This window comes from Undibacterium umbellatum (genome assembly GCF_014284125.1).
Classification (GTDB): Bacteria; Pseudomonadota; Gammaproteobacteria; order Burkholderiales; family Burkholderiaceae_D; genus Undibacterium; species Undibacterium umbellatum.
This window is the reverse complement of record NZ_JACOFX010000008.1, coordinates 183,458-209,439: the sequence shown is the minus strand read 5'-3', so window position 1 is coordinate 209,439 and position 25,982 is coordinate 183,458. Positions and strand designations below refer to the sequence as shown.

The window sequence follows — 25,982 nt, the reverse complement described above, 5'->3', positions numbered from 1 at the left end:
GTCAGCAATACTCTTGTTAGCAAGGTCATTGGCAAAGCAAAATGTCAAAAACTCCAAATAATACGCAATTCAAAAGCCCCACTGACATTGCACGCGAGACATTCCGACAATTGGCGATACAGAGAATTGCGCCAACGCCAGAAGCCTATCGCAAGCTTTATAATGACATCGCTGGCGTCCCGGATGCGCCGGTAGAGGCCACGCCTCCACCAGAAACAACACCACAAATTTCAGAAGCAGAGATTTTACTGGCCAATTTTGCCAACAATCTGCAACTTTCGACTGGTGACATGTCCAGCTTTGGTCAACGCTTCAGCCGTGCGATCAAGACTGGTAACTGGCAAGACTATGGCCGCGGGTTGACACTACTGGCAGACCGCATTACTGCACCTCCAGCAGCACCGAGCAACAATATCAGCCTGGTTGACGATCCAGTGCCCACGCCTGTCACCAGTAAAAATATCTCACTGGTTGATGATGGCCCGGTTGAAGACCCGCGCCTGCGCATACTCAAGGATCTGCTGTACCGGACTTTGACTCTCGCCCTCACTTCTTTGCTGAAGCCGACACCGCAGCTTGCTGGTGAATCAGAAAGCCTGGGCATGTCGGTGAAAACAGCAGTCAATGAAGCGGAACTTAACCAAATTGCTGGCCGCCTCAAGCAATTATGCTTTCAAATTGAATTACAAAGCGGGGATAGTGCGGAACAGCAGGAATTGCTGCTACGCTTGTTTGATCTGCTGCTGACCAATATCCATGATTTGCTGGACAATGATAACTGGCTGCGTGGCCAAATTGAAGTCGTACAAAATTTGATTGCTGGTCCGATTGATCACCGCGCACTGCAAGAAGCCACGCGTAGCCTGAAGGATGTCATCTACAAACAAGGCGTACTGAAAAACAGCATTGCCGAATCGAAAACCTCTGTCAAAAACATGATGACAGCGTTTATCGACAGATTAAATGCCATGGCAGATAGCACTGGTGCTTATCAGAACAAAATGGGAGCTTATTCACAGCAATTGAGCTCTGCCAAGGAGGTCTCTGAAGTCAGTGCCTTGATTGCCAGCATACTCAGTGAAACCAAAGAGGTACAGTCAGAAACCCTGCGTTCACGCGACATGATAGTCGCCGCACAAAAAGAAGTCAGCGAAGCAGAAGCACGCATCAAGGAACTGGAAAACAAGCTTGCCCACATGAGCGAGTTAGTCAGAGAAGATCAACTTACAGGCAGCCTGAACCGTCGGGGCATGGACGATGTGTTTGAGCGCGAGGCCGACCGCGCTGACCGCCGCAATACACCACTATGCGTCGCCCTACTGGACCTAGATAATTTCAAAAAACTAAATGACACCCATGGCCATGCAGCGGGCGACGAAGCTTTGGTGCATCTGGTACGCATCGTCAAGCAAACTTTGAGGTCCATTGACGTCGTGGCCCGTTATGGCGGTGAGGAATTTGTCATCATCATGCCTGAGACGCAACTTGATGAAGCGGCCCAGGCCATGATGCGGGTACAGAGAGAACTAACCAAGCATTTCTTTACAGCAAACGAACAAAGACTATTCATCACCTTTAGTGCTGGCGTCGCCTTGCGCAATCCGCACGAAGCTCAGGATGCCACCATCAAACGTGCGGATAAAGCCATGTACGAAGCCAAGCAATCCGGGAAAAACCGGGTTATCAAGGCCAGCTAAGTCCACCGGCAACTAAAAAACAGACAGCGTGGGGATAGCAGTAACAAACTTCCCACCCCAAGCGCGGATATAGCTCAATTGTCCCTCGATTTCCTGGCGCAAATTCCAAGGCAAGATCAGGACATAATCTGGTTTGTCTGCAACCAGTTCAGTTTCAGTCAAAATCGGTATACGGCTACCCGGCATATATTTGCCTTGCTTATGAACATTAATGTCGACAACATAGGTTAAAAGGTCAGGTCTGATGCCGGAAAAATTGAGCAAAGTGTTACCCTTTGCAGCTGCTCCGTAGCCCACCACCGTCTTCTCCTCCTTTTTGCAATTCAGTAAAAATTCCAGCAGCTCAAATTTGGCCTTTTCCGCCTGTTTTTGGGCGCTTTGATAAAAAGAGACATCTGTAATTCCTGCCGCGCTCTCTTTTTTCAGCATGGCGACGACGCTATCGCGCTGGTTGCGCAGTCCTGTATCGCTACGCTGCGCAAGAACACGCAAGCTGCCGCCATGAGTAGGCCATTCCTGCACATCAAAAACCTGCAGGCCATTTTTTTCAAAAATAGCCTGAACTGCATGCAAAGAAAGGTAAGAGTAATGCTCGTGGTAGGCCGTATCGAATTGATTCTCCTGCACCATATTCAGTAAATGCGGAAACTCAAAACTCGCCACCCCCTGAGGCTTAAGCAAGGCTGAAAAGCCAGCAACAAAGTCATTAATATCAGGTACATGTGCCAGCACATTATTGGCAACGGTGAGATCAGCAGATTGCTGATTTGCCTTTAACTCTTGCGCGAGATTGGTACCAAAAAAATTTTCAATGACAGGAATGCCCTTGGCACGTGCAGCGTTGGCCGTACTGGTGGTAGGCTCTACTCCTAAACAAGGAATGCCTGCTGCTTTCACATACTGCAATAGGTAACCATCATTGGCAGCCACTTCTACTACCAGACTATGTTCGTTCAAAGCCAATTCTTGGCGCATGGCTGCCACGAATTGCTCTGCATGCTTCAACCAGCTTGAAGAAAACGAACTGAAGTATGCATAATCCGCATCAAACAGGTTTTCGCGACCAGTAAAATCCAGAGTCTGAGCCAGCCAGCAAGCATCGCAAACCATCAACTTCAAAGGTAGCCAGACTTCCGGATTCTCCAGCGTATCGGTGCGCAAATAAGCATTTGAAGGTGGCGCACTACCAAGATCAAGAAATGGTTTTGTCAACTCGTGATCACAATGCCGGCATTTCATACGTTTACTCCACTAAATTCTTTGTCAAGCATAGGAAAAACACGATCTTTCCCGGATATTTCAGATATTGCCAAAGGCAGATTGATTCTCAATATCTCATCCAATATGTTCAAGCCCAGCTCATGTATAGGCATATAGCGTTGACTATGGCAGTACATCATTTCAACATCGTCGGTAAGAGTTTGAAATCCATGCGCAAAGCCTTCAGGTAACAAGTAACTGCACTTATTTTCTGCCGACAAGATGACAGCATGCCATTGCAAGAAAGTAAGTGAATTTTTTCTAACATCAACAGCGACATCCCATACCTCGCCTTTGAGGCAGGTAATCAGTTTCATTTCGGCATACGGTGGGCGTTGCATATGCAAGCCACGAAACGTGCCTTTTTTTACAGTCAAGGTACGATTGATTTGACTGACGGGCTGCTGCCATCCGAATTGCGCCAATTCTTCGGCGCAAAACATGCGTTCCAGATAACCACGTTCATCACCCAAAGGTTTGCGTTTCAAGACATGTAAGCCTGCGAGGGGCGTTGGTATTAATTCGAAGCGTTCAGACATGGTATTTCATCAAAAATCTTTGTATTAGCTTCAAAAGTAAGCATCAATGTCGCGCTGACACAGTTCATGTGCAGACGTGCCGGCCAAAAAGTCTGCATACCAGCGCACACTGCGCGATACCGCTACGGATAAATCCCAGCGCGGCTCTATAGATAATTGTTCCCTGGCCTTGCTGGCATCGAGTGACAATAATCCAGCCTCATGTACACCGTCAACATTGACGGCAAAATCGACATCGCCACGGCCAAACTCTTGCCTGGCCAAGTCCACCACTTCACGCACAGTTGCAGCACCATCGGGGCCAAAATTCCAGGCCTGGGCTAGATGGGCATTTTGATACCCGGCTTGCGCCAGTGACAGATAGGCAGCCAAAGGCTCCAGCACATGCTGCCAGGGGCGCACTGATTGTGGTCGCCGTACTTGCAGAGTCTGACCACTTTCCCATGCGCGTATCGCGTCTGGCAGCAGCCTGTCCTCAGACCAGTCGCCACCGCCAATCACATTGCCAGCCCGGGCAACAGCCACCGTCAATCCTTGTTCTGCCAAAAATGAATCGCGATAGCTGGCAATCAACAATTCTGAAGCCGCCTTGCTGGCGCTATAAGGATCATGGCCACCCAATTCTGCAGTTTCAGGATAGGGATCTGGTTGCTCAAGATTGCGGTAAACTTTATCCGTTGTCACCATCACGGCGACCCTGGCACTGTCCTGTCCGCGTAAAGCCTCCAATACATGGGCACTACCCATGATATTGGTCGCGAATGTTGCCAGTGGTTCACGGTAACTCGGCCTGACCAGGGCTTGTGCAGCCAGATGCAGAACCACCTCGGGCTGACAAGCTTGCACAACCTGCCTGACCAGGGCAGCATCCCTGATGTCGCCAATATGGCTGCGCATCTCCTGATCCAGCTTCAATGCAGCAAACAGGCTGGGCGTAGTATTTGGTGCCAGGGATAATCCTGTCAGCTCTGCGCCAAGATTTTTGAGCAAGAAAGATAACCAGGCGCCTTTAAAACCAGTATGCCCCGTCAGCAATACCCTGCGGCCACGCCAAAAATCGGTGTCCATCTGCATACGGTCTACCATTTCCGCCAGGGCGCACTGCCGGATTGCCACAATTCTTCCAGCAGGTTTTTCTCGCGCAAAGTATCCATGGGTTGCCAGAATCCGGCATGTTCAAATGCCATTAATTGCTGTCCACTCGCCAGTTCAGTCAGGGGACCCTGCTCCCAAGTGATGCCATCGTGATCAATAAGATCAAGCACTTTGGGTGACAAGACAAAAAATCCACCATTAATCCAGCCACCATCGCCCCTGGGTTTTTCAACGAAACCCAGGACTTCGTCACCATTACGCTGCAATACCCCATATCGACCCGGCGGCAAGACTGCCGTAACTGTAGCGAGTTTGCCATGATTGCGGTGAAAATTGATTGATGCTGTAATATCCACATCCGATACACCATCGCCGTAGGTAAAACAAAATGCTTCTTCGTCCTGAATATAAGGGGCGACTCTTTTGAGTCGCCCGCCCGTCATGGTCTCTTCGCCAGTATCTACCAGGGTGACTTTCCAGGGTTCGGCATGGCGCTCATGAACTTCCATGTGGTTCTTTTGCATGTCTATGGTCACGTCCGACATGTGCAGAAAATAATTGGCGAAATACTCTTTAATCAGATAGCCCTTATAGCCGCAACAAATCACAAAGTCATTCACGCCGTGAGCAGAATACGACTTCATGATATGCCAGAGTATGGGACGCCCGCCTATTTCTACCATGGGCTTGGGTTTGAGATGGGTTTCTTCAGAAATCCGCGTTCCCAGTCCACCAGCCAGAATTACCGCTTTCATGCGTATTGCTCCTTACTATAAATTTCCGACATTTTACGACAGGTCTGCGCCAGACCCCGTAAGGAAGCAAGAATCTCAATTTTTGATTTCAATTTCACTCAACTTTACTCTGTCAATTTTGCCATTGGCATTTTTTGGCAAGTTATCCAGAAAGCACAGATGTCTGGGCACCATATAGGCAGGCACTATAGCGGCAACCCTGACAAGCAGATCCGCTGACTGGCTCTTTACATTGACGGCGGCATAGGCAATGATCTGCCCCAGGCCGTTATCAAATTTTTTGTAAATCACTGCACATTCAGTCACTTCACCCAGAGTATTGATTGCAGCTTCGATCTCTTCGAGTTCTATACGATATCCCATGTGCTTGATCTGGAAATCTGCCCTGCCCTGGAAATGCAAATTACCTTCAGCATCGCGCATGACGATGTCACCAGTACGGTAACCCACATCGGTATAGCGTGTATGCAAAGGGTTTTGCACGAAGGCCAGCTCACTACGCTGGACATCAGCGTAATAAGCCAGACCAACTTGAGGCCCGCGCAAGAACAATTCGCCTTTGTCTGGATTTTGTTCATCCAACGCCAATATCTCGTAATCAAAATTTTGGGCCAGCTTACCCAAAGGGGCAAAACCGTTCATATCATCAAAATCTGTAGCCTGGACCTGATAAGCAGAACAGATGCAAGTACATTCAGTCGGACCATACACATTTTCCAGCTCGGCCCGGTCAGCAAACAGATCAAACAGTTGCTTAAGTTTGGGTTTCGGGAAACCCTCTCCACCGAAAATGATTTTTCGTATATTGGGCAAATCAGTTTTGCTCAAAGCACGCGTCGTCAATAAATACACCAGCATGGATGGTACAGAAAACCAGATAGTACAAGCCGACTGATTCAGCAAGCGCACCAGTGCACGGGTGTCATGCACTTGCCTTACCGTGAATGGCAGCAAGGTTGCGCCGGAAAACAAAGCGATATAAAAATCGAAAACGGAATTATCAAAATAGCTGGGATTCACATTGGTCAGCACGTCCTGCTCAGTCACATTGAACCTGTCCCGCGCCCACTGTATGAACCACAATAGATTTGCGTGAGACATCACAGCGCCTTTGGGCGAGCCGGTGGAACCTGAGGTGAACATGATATAGGCAGGTGAGCTGCCGGACACTGTCCGGCAGTCAGGCAGTTCACCATCCCTGGCAGACGCCTGCAATTCAGCCAGGCTTATGTGTCGGACGTTGACTTCCTCAAATTGCGCATCAGTGAATGGCAAATCCGAAAAACTGTTGACCAACAATGCTGGTTCGCAAGTGTGCAGGATTTTGCGCAAACGCTCCCAGGGGCTGGCAGGATCAAGATTCGTATAAATCAAACCCAGTCGCAAGCAGGCCAGCATGCAGGCGAATGCCTCAGTTGACTTGTCGTTGAACAAGGCCACCACCTGCCCTTGCCGCAAACCCTTTGAATGCAGTGCACGCGCTAGCATCTCAGCCTTATCGTTCAGGCTACGATAGCTGACAGCCTGGTCAGTGGCGGGATAATACAGGGCACGTCTGTCCGCAAAACGACGTACAATTTCACTAAAAGCAAGAGCCAGATTTGAGGTATAAGTCATATGCCAAGCAAGGACAAATTAAAGCACCAGGCCGCCATCTACTTCCAGGATGCTGCCTGTCAGGTAATCGTTTTCTATCGCGTAGTGGACCGCTTGAGAAACTGCCTGCATACCGCCAAGACGTCGCAAAGGTACTTGTTGTTGCAATTTCGCCAGCATGGTCTCGCTTAATGCTGTACGGGTTGATGGTGTATCGATAAATCCGGGAGCAATCGCGATGAAACGCAAACCCAGTGGCCCCAATTCCTTGGCCCAGGTATGCGTCAGTGCATTGACCCCTGCCTTGGCAGCAGAATAGGCCGACTGACCAGCGTTGCCATTGGCAGCAATAGAACTAATGGAAATCACCACACCTTTTTTGCGCTTGGCCAGCATGTGGTCGACCACACGGCTAGTCACAAAAAATACAGAATCAAGATCTGTCGCCATGACTTTGCGCCAATTATCACGTGAATGCGCCCGCTCGGTCCGCGACAGCATATTGACCAAAGGCTCGCTATGAATAATGCCTGCATTATTGATGAGAACATCAATTTCAAAGCCAGAATCTGTGACTGTCTGTATGGCGACATCCACGGCATCGGCATTTGCCACATCACATCGCACTGCACGAACACGGCCAGAAGCAAGCTGATTCAATTCCTCACATAGGTTTTCATCGTATTCAAGCACAAATACATTGGCACCTGCCTCATCAAGCTGTTCAACCAGATACCGGCCTATACCACGCCCACCGCCTGTAACAAGTACATTGGTGCCTGTAACCTTCATATATTTGCACCTTGCGCCAGCAAGGCTTTACGCGCATCACCAACTGACTTCATGTCGGCAATCTGGTCACCGCTAAACTGGACCTGGTAAGTATCCTCAAGGCGAGTGATCAAAATCATGTGCGCCAGAGAATCCCAACTCCCTATCTCGGTCAATATCAAGGTATCGACAATGCTGGATTCTGGCATACCGAAAACTTCAGAGAATATTTTTTCTATCGTCATATCTATTTTTACTTTTGCTGCGAAGTTTAATGCCACGGAAAGCATCAATTAAATTGTACAAATAAGGCCTTGCCACAGACGAATGATAAAGCGATGTCTTTTGCTCTATCCACCAATAACTGGTTGCCAATACGGTAAGGGCCATCACCGTGTGCCCAGATGTAATCATCAAGTATCAGCCATGCACCAGGCTTTAATAAAGTCAGCCAGTGCGCGCAGTCCTCTTGTACTCGCGCAAAGTCGTGGTTACCGTCTATATGTATCAGAGAAATTTTTCCTGAAAAACTGACCGATGCATTGGATGGCGATGAAAAATCTCGCTTGTTTGCATATTCTGTAAACGCGGCAACCGATGGCAATTGCAAATGCGCATGCTGCCCCCGGTTGAATGGCACCATGTTGACATAAAATCCCTCGCTCAAGACCTTGAAGTCCCAGTCATCTACCAAAGATTGAAATGAGGTGGTCGAGTCGGTTTGTATGGCCTGCTCGCGACCCCACGGGTCAACAGTCAAGAGTGGACCTATATTGTATTTCATTGCAAGGTAAGACAAGACAAAAGCAGAGCGCCCCATCAGGGAACCTATCTCTATGACATCGCCGTCCACAACGGTAGAGGCAATCCCCATTAGTGCAGCTAGCTTGTCGTCATTGGATTCGCCATAAATCAAGCTCACCTGCCGCAACACCCCAGCCACTTCGATTAAAGATAAAGCCTGGTTTCCAGCTGCACACAATTCGACAAATCCCAATAAGCGATTGGCTCGTGCCATCAACTGTCGGTGCTGCTGCACCTGTTGCCGTATCGGTGATTGTCCGACCATTTCTATTTGCAGTTGATGGGTATGGATAAAACGCTGCATGAAGTCATAGACACTGGACACTGGGCTATACAATCGCCGCACAGCATAAGTTTGCAGCAAATTCAGGAAGTGATGGCTAAAGTCCTCAGCGTAAATTGAGGGCAAATGCAATACCTCGGCACCATTGCTGGCCAGCAAATCACTCTTTACCGAGGCTGCACACAGGGTGTGTTCTGCACGGTGCTGCGCGGCAGTCAGGTAATCCAGTGCTGACTGGTCTACTGCCGGGAATATCAGAGTCACATCGCCTTGATTAGCATTTTCCATGGCCAGAGTCCGTTCAGTCTTTCTGACCCATGTCACGCTGGGCTGCTTCGCGCACCACTTCGTCCAGCCATTGATGCATGCTTTTGCCGGTTTTTGCGCGCGCCTCATAGGCCATACGCTTGGCTTCTGCACTCACGCCTTCGAGTTGTCCATACAGACGGGTCCTGTGGGTGCCGCCACGTGCACCGGGGATGTCGAAATCCAGGTCAGCACCTGGCTCGCCTTCTCCCACGACAAAGTCGATCAAATAAAATACTCCGCCGATGATCCATTCCAGACGAGTCTTGCGCGCTTCAACCGGCAACTTGTCCAGCGGCAGTGTGTAGACAAATTCCGGGTTTGAATTCATCAATATCTTGCCAAACTCGGTTTCCCTAAGCCATGGCGGCATGCTCTCATCACCCACCACCACCTTGCCACCCGGTTTGGTGACCCTGGCCATTTCAGAAAAGGCACGCTTGATGTCACCAAATGCATTGATGCCACCAAAATGGAAGCAGGCATCAAAGCTGTTGTCAGCAAATGGCAGATAATAGCCATTGGCGAGTGCAGGTTCGACATGAGTATCCACACCGTGCATGCGTTCCAGATTCTTGTTCAAGAATGAAGGCGACAGGTCTTGAATATACAATTTGCCATCCGGCCCCAGCCTTTTTGCAATAATCTCTGAATCCCTGCCGGTGCCTGCACCAGTTTCCAGCACGATGCTGCCAGGGGTGAGATTAAGTTTGTCAACCATCGCATTTCGTACGACTTGCTCATCTTCCCCATAGGTACTGAAAGTCAGAGGCAAAAAACGGTCATAGGCATCTGCCCTGTCTTCATATTGCTGCAAGGCTTTTTGATCTGCCAAAGGTAGTTCAAACGGGTAGACAAAATTGGGGACACCATTGACGATATCAAAGCGATTGCCTGATGTGCTACTCAGTGTACCTGACACTATTCCAGCAGCATCCCTGACCTCATTTGACAAAACCAGGGGTTCCAGTGTGATGGGATCAACATAGAAATTCTCTTCGCCAAAACGCATGTTCGCTCCAGGTGTAATGTTAAATAGGCTTATGCCATAGTGTATGTGCATTTAAGCAATTTCTTATCCCCGAATTCAAGGGGAAGACCCACTTATTTCTCATAATGAAGCGCTGCAAGCCTATCCAGATGTTTTATAACAACGATTTTGGGAGAAATAGCTGGTTTAAGCGAAAAATGGCACAGTTTCAAATCATTCCTCTATGCAATCAAAAGATAATAAAAAGCTTATACAGTATAGTGAGAAAATCTCTCGAAATCGATCTGAAGACAAGCAGGCCCACATATGAAAAACATGAAACCCATAGTGATCTTTGGTTTAGGAAAAATTTCTGATGTCGTCTATCAACACATAGTGCGTGATCAAAGCTTCCAGGTCCTGGCCTTTACTTGCGACAGGCAATGGCTGAACCAGGCGACTATAGACAAGGGCACACATCAGGGCTTGCCTGTTATCGCATTTGAAGACCTGGAAAAGACCTATCCCCCAGAAACGACAGATCTGATTATCGCCATGGGCTATCAAAATCTGAATGCCAGTCGCCTGAAAAAATGTGCCGAAGCCAAGGCTCGTGGTTATCATCTGGTCAGTTATGTCAGCCCAAAAGCAGATCAGGGGCACTGGCTGAATATAGGAGAAAATTGCGTCATTCTTGACGGTGTCGGCATACAACCGGGTGTCAGCATAGGCAATAATGTCTTTATCTGGAATAACGCATTGATAGGTCACCATTCCACCGTCAAGGACGATTGCTGGATTGCCGCCGGTGTCACCATTGGTGGTAGCACGACACTGGGAGAGCGTTGCTTCGTCGGTTTGAACGCGACTTTAGGCGGTGAAATCACGGTCGGTGCTGATAACCTGCTAGGTGGAGCAAGCCTGATACTGAAAAACACTGCAGACAAAAGTGTATTCATCGCTGCAGGCACAGAAAAATTCAGGCTCGACAGCCCTACTTTCCTCAGGATGACGTCCTTGCCCGCCATGGGAAACGGGCAAAAAAAGGATTAATGGCATGCTGAAATGGAAAAAACTGGGTCAGATATTCAATCCTTGTGCTAGCCAGCCGCGTCCATGGATGCAGGAATATGCACAATGCCCGACCGCCTTCATTTTGAATGAAAGCACCGTCCGGATTTTCATCGCATCCCGGCCCAGGCCAGACTCCGACCTGAAATATGTGTCCTATCCCGGTTATGTCGATCTTGACCGTCGTGACTTGTCAAAAGTCGTAGCGATTGCAGAATCTCCATTACTAGCTTTGGGCGGCTCTGGCGCATTCGACGAATTTGGCATCATGCCCAGCAGCTTTATCAAAACGGGTGATAGTATTCATGCCTATTACACAGGCTGGACGCGGATGTCTTCTGTCCCGTACACCCTGGCTATCGGCTTGGCGACCAGCAAAGATGGCGGCACCAGCTTTGGCAAACTGGGCCAGGGTCCCGTCCTGGGATTGAGCCTTAAAGAAGCTTATTTTGTCACCGGCCCCAGCGTCTTGAAAGTTGGGGATGAATGGTATATGTGGTATCTGAGTGGCAAAAAATGGTTATTTACTGAAGAAAAGCATGAACCCGTCTACCAGGTAGCACTGGCAACATCCTCAGATGGTATCAATTGGCAGCATGATGGCCAGCCCGTGGTTCCACGCCTGAGTGAAAATGAATGCCAGGATGTTTTTTCGCCCTTTTTCCTGAATGGTAAATGGCATGCCGTTTTCGCCTGGCGCCATCCATCCACTTCGGGTGGCGCTTACCGTATGGGCTATGCTTCTTCGCCCGATCTGAAAACCTGGATAAGGGACGATGCACAAGCCGGCATTTCCACCTCGGATAATGGTTGGGATGCACAAATGATTTGCTACCCGAATATCAAGGAAATTGATGGCCGCATTTTCATGTTCTATTGCGGCAATTCCTTCGGCAAGGAAGGCTTTGGTGTTGCAGAACTGATTTCGGGAGATGAACCATGACTATCATTGAGAAATTGCTGGATGAACCAAATCAGCAAAGAGTATTACTGGCTCAGCTAAAAGCCAGTAGCAAGCCCGTCATCATCTATGGCGCAGGTGTCTATGCCTATGTACTGAAGCGCTTTCTTGAATTGAATGACATCAAAATCCAGGCAGCAATGGTAGATGAAGAATATCTGGCGCAGCAGGCATTTGCCGATCTGTCCGTCGTCAGTACCGAGGATTACACAGCGCAATTAGGAAACTGCCACATTATCGTCGGCATTACCAATTACCCGCCCATGCTTGAAAAACTCAGGCGACTTGGTGCCAGTGATGTCCATGTAATTGATATCCCTGACTATTTGAACATGTCCCACGCTTTCATGGACAGGCCATTTGTCATACAAAATAGCGGCAATTTTGATCAGGCGTATAGCTTATTCGATGATGAATTATCCCGGCAAACCTATATAGCAGCGATCAATACGAAGGTAAGTGAAAATCTCACCCACATTGCACCCTGTGTCAGGCTGGACAATCTCTATTTCCCCAGCACGGAATTTTCACCTGGCGATCATGAAAGCTTCCTCGATGTAGGAGGTTTTACTGGTGACACCATCAAGGAATTTCACCACGTCAAACATGGTGCCTACGACAAAATTATATCGCTGGAACCGGGTGACAAGAATTTTTTGGAATTACAACAGACGATAGCCGATCAGCATATCCCCAGAGTCACGGCCATCAAAGTCGGGGCATGGCATGAGAAAACCGTATTACGCTTCACTACCAAAGCCATGCACATTGACAATGAAATCAGTGAGACTGGAGCTAGTGAAATCCAGGTGGACACGATAGATGCGATATTGCAGCAATTGGGCAGCGCGGTCAGCCTCATCAAACTCGACATTAATGGTGCAGAATATAATGCATTGAGCGGCGCGCGCCTGAGCATTAACAAGTACAGACCAAATATCGTAGTCCGGCTACACAAGAAAGAAGACTTTTACCGCCTGCCCATCTTGCTCAAGGAGATTGCGCCAGACATGAAACTATACCTGCGGCAGCGCAATTACATGTCCATGATGCTGATCCTGTATGGGATTTTTGATCTACATCAGTAATCTGGCTAATCCGAAGCCATGACGGCCAAATTCATTGCCGTTATAGAGCATGTAAATCTGGCCCTGGCAGGCAAACACGTGCGGATAGCAAGTCATGCCCGAATCCCAGCCAGCATCAGATAAACCCAGGCTCAGTTCATTATCGTCACGCTGCCAGTTCTGCAAATCTGTAGAACTGGCATGACCAATGCGATAAGAGCGTTCGCGATTATGACGAAAATCACTGGCTTCACGATAACAAAAAAACATATGGTAAACGCCAGCTATTTCTATGACAGTTGGCAGTGCCTGGCATTCATCTGGACCTAATCTGGATGCGATGATCTCTCGCCCGTCATTTTTTTTCCAGTCTATGCCATCTGCAGAAATTGCATGACCAATCTTGTACACCCTGTCGTGTTCGGCTTGCGCATCAAAATGCTGCCAGCCTTTGCCGAAGATATACCACATATGAAAATGTCCACCATACACTTGCACAAAGGGGTCAGCAATCAGACAGGGTTCGTGCAAAGAAGCTGACAAAACCGGGCCATCACCCAGTCGCTGGAAGGTCTTACCCTCATCATAACTAAGAGCTATGCCTATGGCACTATCTACCGGTACCGAACTACGCCGGTTGACGCCACCTATATAGCCATAGATCTGGCCTGCATGGCGCATAACATTCAAAGGGAAAATACCGTGTTCGTCAAAACAGCCCGGCTTTCCCAGTAAAATCACTTCATGGGTGGAAACGGCAAGGACATCCTTGAAATTCAACGCCATATCTACGTAAGCGACATGGCTCAGATATTTGCCATTGCTTTCATCGAGGCTACGTGTAGAAAAATAAATACGGGCAAAATCCCCAAACAATAGCACTTGCGGTGCTTGTGCAAAAGACTGACAATTATTGGATAGCTGATGCTCAGTGGGGTCAAATATTTGCCCCAACTTTTCCCATTTCATCATGCAATTAGCGCTTTCATAGCAAGGTGTAGCCATTTTTTAAATCATCGCTGATTTCATCGACCGAATTGAACATCATCAGATCAATGATAGACAGCCAGGGTACGAACTCTGCCCCAAATTGTTGATATACGCGCAACTCTGACTGAATGAAATGCAAAGCAATATTGCGTGATAAAAAATCCGCTTTGGAATACAAATCCTGGCCGCCGATCGCGTTCACATAATGCGTAGCGCCTACGCTCTGGCATATCGCCAGGACTTTTTCCTGACTTTTCAATTCATGATCAATATTCAGTTTGGAGGACGGTAATATTTTTGTCGATATATTCAGGTAGCTACAAATTTTCACAATAGAGTGATGTAAGAACCTGAACAGATTATGCTCAGGGTAGTGCAATATCACTTCCATCAAGGGGAAAACCTGCGTAAAGTAAGGCGCATGCAAATAAGCTGCCCTGATTTGATTGAGCAGTTTTTTTGCATCAAAACCATCTGCCAACTCCCGCTCGACAACGTCCAGATAATCCGATGCGGTTTTCAGCGGCAAAGAAATCAGTTTATCGCTGCCGTCCTGCAAAATACGATTCCTGTTAATCCAGCCTTTTTTTGTATACTTGATATTGTCGTAAATAACAAATATATCGACCGCCGAGATCAATTGAAAGTAAGCGATGTAAGGAAAAAAATATGGCTGCATGATCGCAACTTTTTTTTGAGCTGATTCAGGCACCACGTGTGGTCTATTATTCAAGCTCATTGCATTTGTCGCAAACATTTATTTTTCAACATCTCTTCAGCACATCAGTCCAGTATCAATGCAAAACCAGATCAGCAATAGTGTCCACTTCTGTTTCGCTCAATCCTGGATAAATCGGTAAACAAATGACCTTGCTGGCGATGTCACGGGCAACTGGCAAGTTTTGATGTGAAGCTGAAGCCAGGCCGCGGTACATGGGGAAGTCACTAATCAGTGGATAGAAATAGCGGCGTGCATAGATCTCATGCTCACGCAGTTTCTGGAACAAGGCATCTCGCGACATGCCATAGTCAGCTTCCACAAGAATAGGAAAATAAGAGTGATTGGGCTTGCTGTTTGCAATATCCTTCACACAAGTGATACCGGTGACATTTCCCAGTCTGGAGCGATACTGTGCGGCGATTTTTTGGCGCGCATCCAGCACCGCATCGATCCCTTTCAGTTGCAGCAAACCCAGTGCAGCATTGAATTCGCTCATTTTTCCATTGATACCCGGTGCCACTACGGTGACTTCGTCAACAAATCCAAAGTTCTTGAGATGATCGATGTGCTGCTTGGTTTTGGCATCAGGGCAGACAATTGCGCCCCCCTCAAAAGTATTGAAGACCTTGGTTGCATGAAAACTCAGTATCGACAAATCGCCAAAATTGAGCAGGCTGTTGCCATGATATTGCACGCCAAAGGCATGGGCAGCGTCGTAAATCAGCTTTAGCCCATAGTTGTCTGCAATTTTTTGTATGCGGTCAACATCGCAAGGCCGCCCATAGCAATGGACAGGCATGATGGCCGATGTTTGCGGTGTGATAGCCGCTTCGATTTTTTCTGCATCCAGATTGAAAGTGACAGGATCAATGTCAACAAATACCGGTTTGATGCCATTCCATAAAAGCGAATGCGCAGTTGCGACAAAAGAATATGGCGTGGTAATTACCTCGCCATTGATACGCAGGGATTGCAGCGCCGTAATCAAGGCGATGGTGGCATTGGCAAACAAGCAGAGATGCTTTACCCCTAGATAATCGCAAAGCGCCTGTTCCAGCTCATGATGAAATGGACCACTATTCGTCAGAATTTTATTTGCCCAGATCTTTTCCAGATAGGGCATGAACTCTTCCAAAGCTGGCAGCACTGGCTGCGTGACATAAATAGATGAACTACCGTCCGTTTTTTTCATATTCTTTTCCAGGAAGGGTGCGCCAGAACTGTTTTAATTCATTAAAGATTGGACTTGTCTATTGAGAAAGCTTCGGGCCTCTCACCATCACACCAATTAGCCCACATCTTGCGCATCGCCTGATGTAAGGCAGTGGCAATTAATTCTGGCTTGCATTTAATGGAATCCTGACAAACTGATCTCAGCGACATTCTGACTTCAGATAGCTTGTCCAGATTATCACACCAGTATTTACCTCTCACCACAAAATCGTCTACATCCTTAGCCAGGAAGCCCTGCATACCGACCTGTCCTAAAATCGCTGCAGCACTTCTGGATGCTAACAAATTTCCATCTATAGATAAAGTCGGCACCCCCATCCACAGGCCATGATGCGTCGTGGTTCCGCCATTGAATGGGAATGAATCCAGGCAAATATCTATTTTGTTGTAGAGATTCAGATATTCCTCAACACTGGTCCGTCCATAAAAACTAATGCGTTCAAAAGATATTCCATTTGCTGCAAAGGCTGAAATAAGAGCGGACGTATCAAATCCGGTGGGCATAGCCCCGATCAGAATTCTTGAATTCTCCACCACTGAAAGCAGTTGAGACCACGCGTCCAGGGTCTGGGTATTGATTTTACTCAAGCGATTAAAGCTGCCAAAGCTGATATAGCCCTTGCTCCTTGCTGGCAGTGCTTGTACTTCTGGTGCCAATGGGCTGGGCAAGAATGGTGCTGCGCAAGGCAAATTGGCAATTTTTTCAGTAAACAAATGATCGAATTGACCAGGTGGCAGGTAGAACTGGTCACCTATGTAGTAATCCATGGCCTGCAAGCCGGTCGTCCCCGGATAGCCAATCCAGCTAAATTGAATGGGGGCTGGCTTATGCGCAAACACCATCAGCCTGTTTTTTGCGGTATGTCCGGACAGGTCGCACAGAATGTCTATCTGGTCGCCCAGAATTTGCCCAACGACGTTCTCATCATCATTTTTGTGTATTTTTCGCCAATGCTTGAAATAAGTACGCAATTCTTTGCTTACTTCATCTTCGACATCATTGTTATCGTAAGCATATAAGTCCAACGTAGCAAAGCGGGACAAATAGTCAAGAACGGGAATAGCAAAGGTGGCCACCGCGTGATTATGAAAATCTCCAGATACAAAGCCGACTCTCAACACACGGTCTTTTTGTTTCACATTGGCATGCATGGGCCAATTTGGTATCAAGGGTGCCTCAAATCTCGCACTGTAATTTAAATGCTCCTGAAATAACTCCTGCGGGTTTAGCTTGCCAGTTTCACTTAAACAAAATAGCAGACAAGTATTGGCCTCGCTCTCGTTCTTTCCATACTGAATGGCGCGACGAAAATGTTGCTCTGCCATGTCAATTTCAGAATCCAGCGAGATGCTGATTTGCCCAAGACAGCGATGGGCATTACTTAATTTGGGATCGTTCTCTAGCGCTTTTTCAAAATACGGCCTGGCAACTACAAAATCTTTTTTATCCAGGTAAATACTGCCTACATTATTATAGGCGTCGGCTAATTTGGGATTTAACTCTATGGCGCGCAACAAATAAGGCAAAGCTTGATCATCCTGACCCATCAACGACAAGACAGAACCAAGAGCATGATGCGCCTCCGCCATGGCAGGAAATCTTGACACAGCCTGCTTCGCCAGTTCCAGGGCCTGGGGAAGCATTTTTCTTTGCCGCAATATCCCGACCAGATTAATGTGGGCAAAGGCAAAATCGGGGGCAAGTACCAACAACTTGCGCACAAAGCTTTCTGACTCAATCAACTTTCCCGCTACCCGCAACAGGTTAGCCAAATTATTATAAGCAGCCAGCATCTTGTCATCGATTTCCAGAGCCTTCCTGTAATGGGCTTCGGCTATGGTTAACTTGTTATTCTTGGCGGACACCAATGCAAAATTAAAGTGCGCCACGGCATCATCCGGCAATAGCTCCAGCGATTTCAACATGGCTTGCTCAGCATCGTCGAATCGAGACGAGTTCAATAAAGCCAACCCCAAAAATCGCCAGGCAATGCCATTGTGAGCATTTTTCTGTACCAGCTTGCGTGCAAGACGCTCTACCTCCTTAAAATTGCCCCTATCATATAATGAGGACAGTTTGCTCATTTCTGCAGCGGTAGCCGCAGCAGAGGTCTTGGCTTGTGTGATTTCTTTCGCAGGAGGAGCAAGCTCAACAAGGGCAAGCGCTTCCTGTTCTTCTTGTACAGGTACGGCAGAATGAAAGACCGTTGCGCGCAACTCCATGGCCTGACGTACTATTTCTGTATCGCCAAATAAATTCAGCACTGCTATATAGGCCTCCCAGTATTCTTCGCACTGTGGCGCCCCTTGGATTGCGGTTTCCAGATAAATGAGCGCTGTATCAGGAGAATCTGATACAGCCAGTAATTTCCCCAGCCCAAAATTTGCATCTGGCCGCTCTGGCGCATTGTCCAAAATTAATTTGTAGTTCGCTATTGCATGAGGCACATCTCCGGCTGCCGTTGCTGCTTGCGCTAAATGCAACAATTGCTGTATGGCCTGCTCAAATGCCTCCTCCGCTGTCATTTGTGCATTTTTTTTATTCATCTCAGCAGGGAATGCGGATTGACTCATAGTAAAACCTTAATAAAACGGGTCGAATACTGCACCCCATTATTTCTAATGTAGATAAAAAAGAGTAATTTTCACCATCGACAATAGCAAAAAAATGTTAAGTCAAAGCCGAAAATAAACGTATATATGGTCTCAAGTATTTTGAAATGCTGCCGTTTAACGGAGTATTGAGAGCAACTTTACCCTCAAAATAAAATATTTACTTTGAGCAACCCATTAAACTTTTGAAATAAGCGTCCGATACCTGATTGCAACGGCGGTCCAATATTATTGGTAGCACAGACCAAAGTTTAAGGCCACCGGCCATATTTACATAACTTGGGTAAGGAGAACTAACATGGCTTCATTTATTAATACCAATATCTCGTCTTTGAATGCTCAGCGCAATCTGACTACATCTCAGTCGTCCCTGAACACTTCCTTGCAACGTCTGTCTTCTGGTCTGCGCATTAATAGTGCTAAAGACGATGCGGCTGGCCTGGCGATTTCTGAACGTCTGTCTTCACAAATCGGCGGCTTGAATCAAGCTGTTCGTAATGCGAATGACGGTATCTCTCTTGCGCAAACCGCTGAGGGCGATTTGACACAAATTGGCTCCAACTTGCAACGTATCCGTGATCTGGCGGTTCAATCGGCTAACGCGTCCAATAGCGCCAGCGACCGCGCTGCGCTGAACAACGAAGCTTCACAACTGATCTCTGAGATCAACCGTGTTGCCAGCTCTTCCAACTTTAACGGCGTGAATCTGCTGGACGGTAGCTTCACAGCACAAACTTTCCAAGTTGGTGCAAATGCAACATCAAATGACCAAATTGCCATTTCTTCCATCGCCAGTGCTAAATCATCCAGCCTGGGTGTTGGTGCCAGCTCCAGCTATGCCACCAATATCTCTGGTGGTGTGAATGGTGTAGGCGGCTTCCAGTCTGGTGATCTGGTGATCAACGGTTTCAACATTGGTGCAACCAGCGGCGACGGCGTATCTTATGCTGATAGCAAAGGTAGTGCGATTGCCAAAGCTGCCGCAATCAACGCTTCAAACGGTACCACTGGCGTAACAGCAACAGCTCAGGCAACAACGACCAGCGGCACTGCTGCAACTGGTTTTGCTACTGCCATCGTTGCTGGTGATGTTCTGATCAACGGCGTTGATATCGGGGCACTTGCTGCTGCAGGCACTGCTGCGGAACGTGGTGCTCAAGTTACAGCCGCAATCAATGCAAAATCCTCACAAACTGGCGTAACTGCAGCATTTGACACTACTACAGGTGCAGTTGCTCTGACAGCAGCTGACGGCAGAAACATTACTGTTTCCAAAACCAATGCATCCACTGGCTTGGCAGCAACTGTTACTGGCCTGGGTAGTGCAACTACTGGTGCTGCAACAGCAATCGGCACAGCTGCTGCAACTACAACTACAGCAGGTACTGTCAAACTGACATCTACCAGCTCTGCCGGTATCGTGTTGGCGAACGGCGGAACAGGTGCAGCAACAACTGGTACGACCATCACAGGTACTAACTCCAATATCTCTGCTGGCGACATTCAGATCAATGGTGTGGACATTGGCGCAATTACTGGTGGTGCTACAGCAACATTGCAAGGCGATGCAATTCGCGATGCAATTAACCAAAAAACTAGAGAAACCGGCATTACTGCATCTAACGCTGCTGGCGTACTGACATTGACAAGTTCACAAAATGCTGGCTACACCTTTACTGTAAAAGGTACAGCAACACTGGCAAATACTGGCTTGGCAGCTACAACAACGACAGTTGCTGGTGCAGGTGCAACAGCAGCCGGCTTGACTGCTGGCGCCACTTCAGCAACGGCAACGGTTGGTGCAGGTGTTTCATCACTAGACCTGACTACAGCGGCTGGTGCCACAGCGGCTCTGACTACTATCGATGCAGCCTTGGCTTCTGTCAATAGTTCACGTGCTTCTTTGGGTGCTTACCAAAACCGTTTCTCCTCAGCAGTTAGCAGCTTGAATACAACTTCTGAGAACTTGACAGCTTCCCGTAGCCGTATCCGTGATGCTGACTTTGCTCAAGAAACAGCAACATTGACACGTGGTCAAGTATTGCAACAAGCTGGTACAGCAATCTTGGCTCAGGCGAACGCGTTACCACAAGGCGTCTTGGCTCTGCTGCGTGGCTAATCAATGAAATAAGTTTAGTTTTTCATTGAAAATGAGTGGTCCCCTGGTCAATTTTATGATCAGGGGAATTTTACTTTAAGGAAACATCATGGACGTCCTATCGATTACCAGTTCATCGTCAGGAGCACCTGTTTCAGATCGGTTGAGCACCGCGACGACCGCTCCTCAGATCGCGCAAAGCGCCGCGCCGCTGCAGACTGCCAATCCGGTCAGAGCCACCAGTCAAAGCTCCAAAGCCGCCTCTGCCGATGAAATTAATAAGGCTGTTGCCGAAATTAATAAATCTGTTCAAGTGAGCTCTCAAAACCTGGAATTCAGCGTAGATAACGACGCCAAAGAAGTCGTGGTCAAGATCGTTGATCAGCAAACCAAGCAGGTTATCAGGCAAATTCCTACCGAAGAAGCGCTAGAAATTGCCAAGTCGCTGGATAAATTGCAGGGTCTCCTGATAAAACAGACCGCCTAAGTTTAAATTTATGTCTATATTGAAAACAAGCAGGTAAATTCCCTTCTAAAGTCTGATTTACCCTTGCCGTTAATAAAGTAAAGTACCACTAACAAAAGGGGAATCACGTGGCAGGAATTCAATCAACAGGCATTGGTTCAAATCTCAATGTGAACGATATCGTCTCCAAGCTAATGCAGGTGGAGAGCCAGCCCTTGACATCGCTCGCAAAAAAAGAAGCGAGCTACCAGGCCAAACTATCCGCCTATGGCTCTCTTAACGGTGCGGTCAGTGCCTTTCAGAATGCATTGACATCACTTAATACACCATCAACTTTTCAATCACTGAACGCAAGTGCTGGCGATTCCACTATCGCCTTTGCGACAGCTAATAGTGCAGCAACTGCTGGTAGCTATAGTGTTGCAATCAGCAAACTGGCACAAGCTCAAGGTATATCAAGTGCGGGACAGGTTAGCTCTACTGACGCAATAGGCACAGGCACAGAAACCACTATCAGCTTCGCTTTCGGCACCATTACCGGAACGGCTGTTAGCGGCATATATCCACCCGGAACCACATTCCAGCAAGATGCCAATCAAACCGTTGGCACTGTAAAAATCAATAGCACAAACAATTCCTTGCAAGGGATTCGTGATGCGATCAATGCAGCAAATGTTGGCGTTTCTGCCTCCATAGTCGGTGATGGCAGTGCCACGCCCTACCATTTGGTACTTAATTCGAGTAAGACTGGGGCAGCATCCAGCCTCAAAATAACATCTTCAGGTGGAGATGCCGCAGTAACATCCCTGCTGGCATACGATCCAACCGCGACACAAAACTTTACTGAAGTCAGCACAGCCCAAAACGCTAACCTGACCGTGAATGGTATTGCCATTTCCAGCGCGTCCAATACTGTTCTGGGTGCCATGCAGGGGGTATCGTTGACTGTATCCAAGGTTGGCACAACCTCTATATCGGTTTCCGCAAATACGACTGGCATTACGGCTGGCGTAAATAGTTTCGTTAAAGCCTACAATGATCTCAATACGACCATAAAAAGCCTGACATCTTATGATCCCAATACCAAGAAAGCGGGCTTGCTTTTAGGTGACTCAACCACGCAAAGCATACAAAACCAAATCAGAAAAACTTTGTCGTCGTCTGTAAATGGTTTGGGCGGCGGATTGACGACTTTGTCACAAATTGGGGTCAGCTTTCAAAAAGATGGCTCCATTTCACTTGATGCTTCCAAATTATCCACGGCACTTGCAACCAAATTTAGTGATGTTGGCGGTTTGTTCGCCTCACTAGGCTCCGCCACTGACAGCCTGGCAAATATTACTGGTTCATCTTCTGCCACCAAAGCTGGCAGTTATGAACTGGCCATTACACAAATCGCCACCAAATCCAGCCTTACGGGTGATTTGACGCTGCCACCGTCAACAACCATCGACCCCAATACCAAGATCAGCGTCACGCTAGATGGAGTTGTTGCAGATGTCAGCCTGGCGGCAGGTAGCTACACTGCGACAGAACTGGCAACCTTAGTTCAAACATCAATCAATAGCACTTCCGCCTTTACCGCCGTAGGCGCAACAGCAAAAGCCAGCGTGGTTGGTGGCGTTTTGGCACTGGAATCAAACAAATACGGATCTACCTCGGCTATTAACATCGCCAGCAATACTGGAACTGGTGTTGCGTCGCTTACTGGCACAGTAGTAACAGGCAGTGTTGGCAAGGATGTCGCAGGGACCTTGAACGGCATCACGGCAACTGGCAACGGCCAATCATTAACAGGAGCGGCAGGAAGCCCTGCAGAGGGTCTCAAACTACTGATTGCAGGCGGGTCACTTGGTGCACGGGGCACCGTCAATTTTTCAGTTGGTTATGCCACCCAGTTAAGTAGTTTGATCAGTGGATTCACTGGCAGTTCAGGGACAATCACTAGCACGACCTCTGGAGTAACCGCCAGCATCAAAGAAATAGGCAAACAGCGCATTACTTTGAATAGTCGATTATTTGATGTAGAAGCACGTTATAGAGCGCAATTTACTGCCCTCGACAGGATAGTAAGCGGCCTCAACAACACCAGCACCTTCTTAACTCAGCAATTGGCAGCATTAACCGGTAGTAATAAGTAATCCAATCATTTGTTATGCACGCAAGAAAATATAAGGAAACGAGATTATGTTTGGCTCTTCACAAGCACGCGGCGCCAATGCCTATGCAAAAGTTGGCATTGAGACTGGCGTAGTCGCCGCCAGTCCACACAAATTGATAGTCATGCTGTTTGACGGGGCAATTGTTGCCATATCAAATGCCGTGCATCACTTGGGCACAGGTGAAGTAGCATCCAAAGGGCAAGCAATCTCCAAGGCCATTGCCATTATAGAAAATGGCTTGCGTGCCAGCCTGGATAAAAAAGCAGGCGGCGAAATCGCTGTCAGCCTTGACTCGCTGTATGAGTACATGACTTCCAGGCTATTGCAAGCCAATCTGGAAAACAGTGTAGTCATGCTCACTGAAGTACAGAATTTATTGCGTGATTTAAAGACCTCCTGGGAAGCCATCTCCCCTACAAAAGAAGTCGTCAATGAAGCACCAAAACTTAGTATTGACCCATTATCCCCTCGTCCCGCCAACTTTGTTGAGGCTTGAATCAAGATGAATAGTCTGGAATTAATCTCATTGTACGAAAATGTCGCCAACATAACGAGCAACATGCTGGAAGCCGCACGTTCAGGCAACTGGGAATTATTGGAACAACTGGAGAATGATTGCTCCAGTCGCGTACAAATCATACGTGAGAGTGAAATCCCTTTCGACCTGCCTGCTGAGATGCGGGACAAGAAAGTACGCATCATCAAAAAAATCCTGGCAGATGACAAGGAAATTCGCGACATCACCGAACCCTGGATGGCTGAGCTATCTGATTTGATGAAAAACTCCAGTACCAGTAGAAAATTATCCAATGCTTATGGTGCAGGTAATACGGCCTGATTTTTATGGCTACCCGACTCGATATTTTGCCCAAACCAGTTGCCAATATCGAGGCACCAGCTGCTGCAATTCCTGTTAGCGGAACCAAGCAGGACATCACACCAAAACTTGCCCAGCTTGTCACCGGGCAATTACTTAAGGGTGAGATTCTATCCAAATTAATGGACGGCAGTTTCACCGTCAGGGTGGCAGGAATCACTGCCAAAATGATGTTGCCAGAAGGTAGCAAAACAGGCGACCAGATTCCTTTGCGCCTGATTTCCACTGAACCCCGCCCCACATTCTTGCTGGAGCATGATGGAGACGCTCACTTCCCTGCCCCTCTCCCGCAAAATTATGCGGCTGGCACAGACAGGCGTCAGCCCCCAAATTTAAGCACATATCTTGGCCCGGTATCTGAGGAAGTCGCCACCCCTACGCAGCCAATACCAGGTTCGGCCAAAATCCTGGCGGAGGGCAACAAGCAAACCAATGCCTCAAGCATCGTCAATTTGTCAACGCAAGACGTTGGCCAGCAAAACGCCGATGAAATAGGCCTGAGCCCAGGGAAACTTGGATCACAGCAAATTGCCACTGCCCGGCCAACAGAAATCACTGCAAAAAATAATCTCGCCAATACCAATGCTGCCGACACCTTACCAGATCGCCTGAGTAGCACTCCCACTTCCTTAAGCAGTACAGGCAAGCTCATCACACAAATTCTACAAACAGCACCAGCCCAGGCTGACAAAGCCAATATTGCCAGCCCGACTCCAATCATGGCTACACCTGTCGAATTAAAAGATACCGCAACAACCGCTGTCAAACTACAACAGCAAATCAGCACCAGCGGCCTGTTTTATGAATCGCATGTTGCAGAATGGGCACAAGGCAAGCGTCCCATCGCTGATATCAAAGCTGAGCCACAGTCACATATTGGAGCCAGAAGTCAGACAGACAGCGTCCCAGGCAATCTAAGTACTACGCTCACCACCATCAACAAGGAAATGGGACAAATAATTCATCAGCAATTAAATGTTCTGGAGCAAAACATTGTACGATGGCAAGGGGAGCTTTTCCCGGGACAAAAAATCGAATGGGAAATAAAAAAAGAAAGCCAGAGCAAGCACAATCCACAAGAAATGGAGGATGCTACAAACTGGCAATCGGTGGTTCGTTTTGACCTGCCCAATTTAGGACCAGTTACAGCCATCATCAATCTGCAATCGAATGTTCTGGGCCTATCCCTGCGGGCTGAGCAAAGTAATACCGTATCTGCCTTGAAGAACCATGCTGGCGAACTGGCTACTGCCATGCAGATTGCCGGCGCGCCACTCATGTCTTTTGTGGTAAATAAAAATGAGCGCAGCTGAGCCTCCCTTTAAACCTGCACAAAATGCTGTTGCATTGGCCTACCAGACAGGGGATGCTGCGCCCAAAGTTGTTGCCAAAGGTAAGGGCCTGATTGCCGAGGAAATCATTGCCAGAGCCAAAGAACACGGGGTACATGTACATCAGTCCAAAGAATTGGTTTCATTGCTGATGAAAGTCGATCTTGACCGAGATATTCCTCCTGCCTTGTATCGGGCAGTTGCAGAACTACTCGCTTGGCTTTACCATATTGATACGGAAAAGTCTGAAACAATGTCGGAGACTTCAGGGCACGAATAAGTTGAACAGCCCCAATTTTTGAATGTGATTATAAAA

24 protein-coding genes are annotated in these 25,982 nt (G+C 47.9%); 11 read left to right on the top strand and 13 right to left on the bottom strand.

Annotated elements, in window-relative coordinates:
* Positions 1-41: 41 nt before the first annotated feature.
* Positions 42-1,697 carry a GGDEF domain-containing protein gene (locus tag H8L47_RS16565; RefSeq protein ID WP_186954688.1) on the top strand — a complete coding sequence of 552 codons (1,656 nt, stop codon included), beginning with the start codon at positions 42-44 and terminating at the stop codon, positions 1,695-1,697.
* 12 nt (positions 1,698-1,709) lie between these two features.
* On the opposite strand, the gene H8L47_RS16560 is transcribed toward H8L47_RS16565, so the two are convergent.
* The 9 genes from H8L47_RS16560 to H8L47_RS16520 all read right to left on the bottom strand — a co-directional run bounded on the left by H8L47_RS16560 (position 1,710) and on the right by H8L47_RS16520 (position 10,118).
* Complete coding sequence (locus H8L47_RS16560) at positions 1,710-2,936, bottom strand: class I SAM-dependent methyltransferase (protein WP_186954687.1); 1,227 nt, start codon at positions 2,934-2,936, stop codon at positions 1,710-1,712.
* Positions 2,933-3,496, bottom strand: a complete 564-nt coding sequence (locus H8L47_RS16555; RefSeq protein ID WP_186954686.1) for a dTDP-4-dehydrorhamnose 3,5-epimerase family protein — start codon at positions 3,494-3,496, stop codon at positions 2,933-2,935. Before H8L47_RS16555 ends, H8L47_RS16560 begins: the two co-directional genes overlap by 4 nt.
* 30 nt (positions 3,497-3,526) lie before the next feature.
* Complete coding sequence (gene rfbG, locus H8L47_RS16550; RefSeq protein WP_329605458.1) at positions 3,527-4,612, bottom strand: CDP-glucose 4,6-dehydratase; 1,086 nt, start codon at positions 4,610-4,612, stop codon at positions 3,527-3,529.
* Complete coding sequence (gene rfbF, locus H8L47_RS16545; RefSeq protein ID WP_186954685.1) at positions 4,576-5,346, bottom strand: glucose-1-phosphate cytidylyltransferase; 771 nt, start codon at positions 5,344-5,346, stop codon at positions 4,576-4,578. The genes rfbG and rfbF overlap by 37 nt, the downstream gene beginning before the upstream one ends.
* 75 nt (positions 5,347-5,421) lie before the next feature.
* A complete protein-coding gene (locus H8L47_RS16540; protein WP_186954684.1) occupies positions 5,422-6,963 on the bottom strand; it encodes an amino acid adenylation domain-containing protein in 1,542 nt (513 codons plus the stop codon).
* Between the two features lie 18 nt (positions 6,964-6,981).
* Entirely contained in the window at positions 6,982-7,734 is a 753-nt protein-coding gene (locus tag H8L47_RS16535) for an SDR family NAD(P)-dependent oxidoreductase (protein ID WP_186954683.1), read from the bottom strand.
* A complete protein-coding gene (locus H8L47_RS16530; RefSeq protein ID WP_186954682.1) occupies positions 7,731-7,958 on the bottom strand; it encodes an acyl carrier protein in 228 nt (75 codons plus the stop codon). Before H8L47_RS16530 ends, H8L47_RS16535 begins: the two co-directional genes overlap by 4 nt.
* 44 nt (positions 7,959-8,002) lie before the next feature.
* A complete protein-coding gene (locus tag H8L47_RS16525; protein WP_186954681.1) occupies positions 8,003-9,088 on the bottom strand; it encodes a class I SAM-dependent methyltransferase in 1,086 nt (361 codons plus the stop codon).
* Between the two features lie 13 nt (positions 9,089-9,101).
* The gene (locus H8L47_RS16520) at positions 9,102-10,118 is read right to left on the bottom strand and encodes a class I SAM-dependent methyltransferase (protein ID WP_186954680.1); all 1,017 of its coding nucleotides are present in this window, start codon (positions 10,116-10,118) and stop codon (positions 9,102-9,104) included.
* A 285-nt stretch (positions 10,119-10,403) separates the two neighbouring features.
* Here H8L47_RS16520 and H8L47_RS16515 point away from each other — a divergent pair, with 285 nt between their 5' ends.
* From H8L47_RS16515 to H8L47_RS16505, 3 genes are read left to right on the top strand one after another with little or no spacing between them, the layout of a single operon-like run.
* Positions 10,404-11,129, top strand: coding sequence for a DapH/DapD/GlmU-related protein (locus tag H8L47_RS16515; protein WP_186954679.1), 726 nt, complete (start codon positions 10,404-10,406; stop codon positions 11,127-11,129).
* A 4-nt stretch (positions 11,130-11,133) separates the two neighbouring features.
* Complete coding sequence (locus H8L47_RS16510) at positions 11,134-12,090, top strand: glycoside hydrolase family protein (RefSeq protein ID WP_222616567.1); 957 nt, start codon at positions 11,134-11,136, stop codon at positions 12,088-12,090.
* Positions 12,087-13,196 (top strand): FkbM family methyltransferase, encoded by a 1,110-nt coding sequence (locus H8L47_RS16505; RefSeq protein WP_186954678.1) that lies wholly within the window; start codon positions 12,087-12,089, stop codon positions 13,194-13,196. Before H8L47_RS16510 ends, H8L47_RS16505 begins: the two co-directional genes overlap by 4 nt.
* Here H8L47_RS16505 and H8L47_RS16500 read toward each other — a convergent pair.
* The 4 genes from H8L47_RS16500 to H8L47_RS16485 form a co-directional block, all read right to left on the bottom strand.
* Positions 13,185-14,147, bottom strand: coding sequence for a glycoside hydrolase family protein (locus H8L47_RS16500; protein WP_186954677.1), 963 nt, complete (start codon positions 14,145-14,147; stop codon positions 13,185-13,187). The genes H8L47_RS16505 and H8L47_RS16500 overlap by 12 nt on opposite strands.
* A gap of 13 nt (positions 14,148-14,160) precedes the next feature.
* Positions 14,161-14,844, bottom strand: a complete 684-nt coding sequence (locus H8L47_RS16495) for a WbqC family protein (RefSeq protein WP_186954676.1) — start codon at positions 14,842-14,844, stop codon at positions 14,161-14,163.
* 115 nt (positions 14,845-14,959) lie between these two features.
* The gene (locus H8L47_RS16490) at positions 14,960-16,078 is read right to left on the bottom strand and encodes a DegT/DnrJ/EryC1/StrS family aminotransferase (RefSeq protein ID WP_186954675.1); all 1,119 of its coding nucleotides are present in this window, start codon (positions 16,076-16,078) and stop codon (positions 14,960-14,962) included.
* 41 nt (positions 16,079-16,119) lie between these two features.
* Complete coding sequence (locus H8L47_RS16485) at positions 16,120-18,693, bottom strand: O-linked N-acetylglucosamine transferase family protein (protein WP_186954674.1); 2,574 nt, start codon at positions 18,691-18,693, stop codon at positions 16,120-16,122.
* A gap of 337 nt (positions 18,694-19,030) precedes the next feature.
* Between H8L47_RS16485 and H8L47_RS30285 the strand changes: the two genes are divergently transcribed.
* The 7 genes from H8L47_RS30285 to H8L47_RS16450 all read left to right on the top strand — a co-directional run bounded on the left by H8L47_RS30285 (position 19,031) and on the right by H8L47_RS16450 (position 25,946).
* Complete coding sequence (locus tag H8L47_RS30285; RefSeq protein ID WP_186954673.1) at positions 19,031-20,851, top strand: flagellin N-terminal helical domain-containing protein; 1,821 nt, start codon at positions 19,031-19,033, stop codon at positions 20,849-20,851.
* 88 nt (positions 20,852-20,939) lie between these two features.
* Positions 20,940-21,317, top strand: coding sequence for a flagellar protein FlaG (locus tag H8L47_RS16475; protein WP_186954672.1), 378 nt, complete (start codon positions 20,940-20,942; stop codon positions 21,315-21,317).
* Between the two features lie 107 nt (positions 21,318-21,424).
* Positions 21,425-23,437, top strand: a complete 2,013-nt coding sequence (gene fliD / locus H8L47_RS16470; RefSeq protein WP_329605457.1) for a flagellar filament capping protein FliD — start codon at positions 21,425-21,427, stop codon at positions 23,435-23,437.
* Between the two features lie 46 nt (positions 23,438-23,483).
* Entirely contained in the window at positions 23,484-23,954 is a 471-nt protein-coding gene (fliS, locus tag H8L47_RS16465) for a flagellar export chaperone FliS (RefSeq protein WP_186954671.1), read from the top strand.
* Between the two features lie 6 nt (positions 23,955-23,960).
* The gene (locus H8L47_RS16460; protein ID WP_186954670.1) at positions 23,961-24,296 is read left to right on the top strand and encodes a flagellar protein FliT; all 336 of its coding nucleotides are present in this window, start codon (positions 23,961-23,963) and stop codon (positions 24,294-24,296) included.
* Positions 24,297-24,301: 5 nt separating this feature from the next.
* Positions 24,302-25,648, top strand: coding sequence for a flagellar hook-length control protein FliK (gene fliK, locus H8L47_RS16455; RefSeq protein ID WP_186954669.1), 1,347 nt, complete (start codon positions 24,302-24,304; stop codon positions 25,646-25,648).
* Positions 25,635-25,946 (top strand): EscU/YscU/HrcU family type III secretion system export apparatus switch protein, encoded by a 312-nt coding sequence (locus tag H8L47_RS16450; RefSeq protein ID WP_186954668.1) that lies wholly within the window; start codon positions 25,635-25,637, stop codon positions 25,944-25,946. The genes fliK and H8L47_RS16450 overlap by 14 nt, the downstream gene beginning before the upstream one ends.
* Positions 25,947-25,982 lie beyond the last annotated feature (36 nt).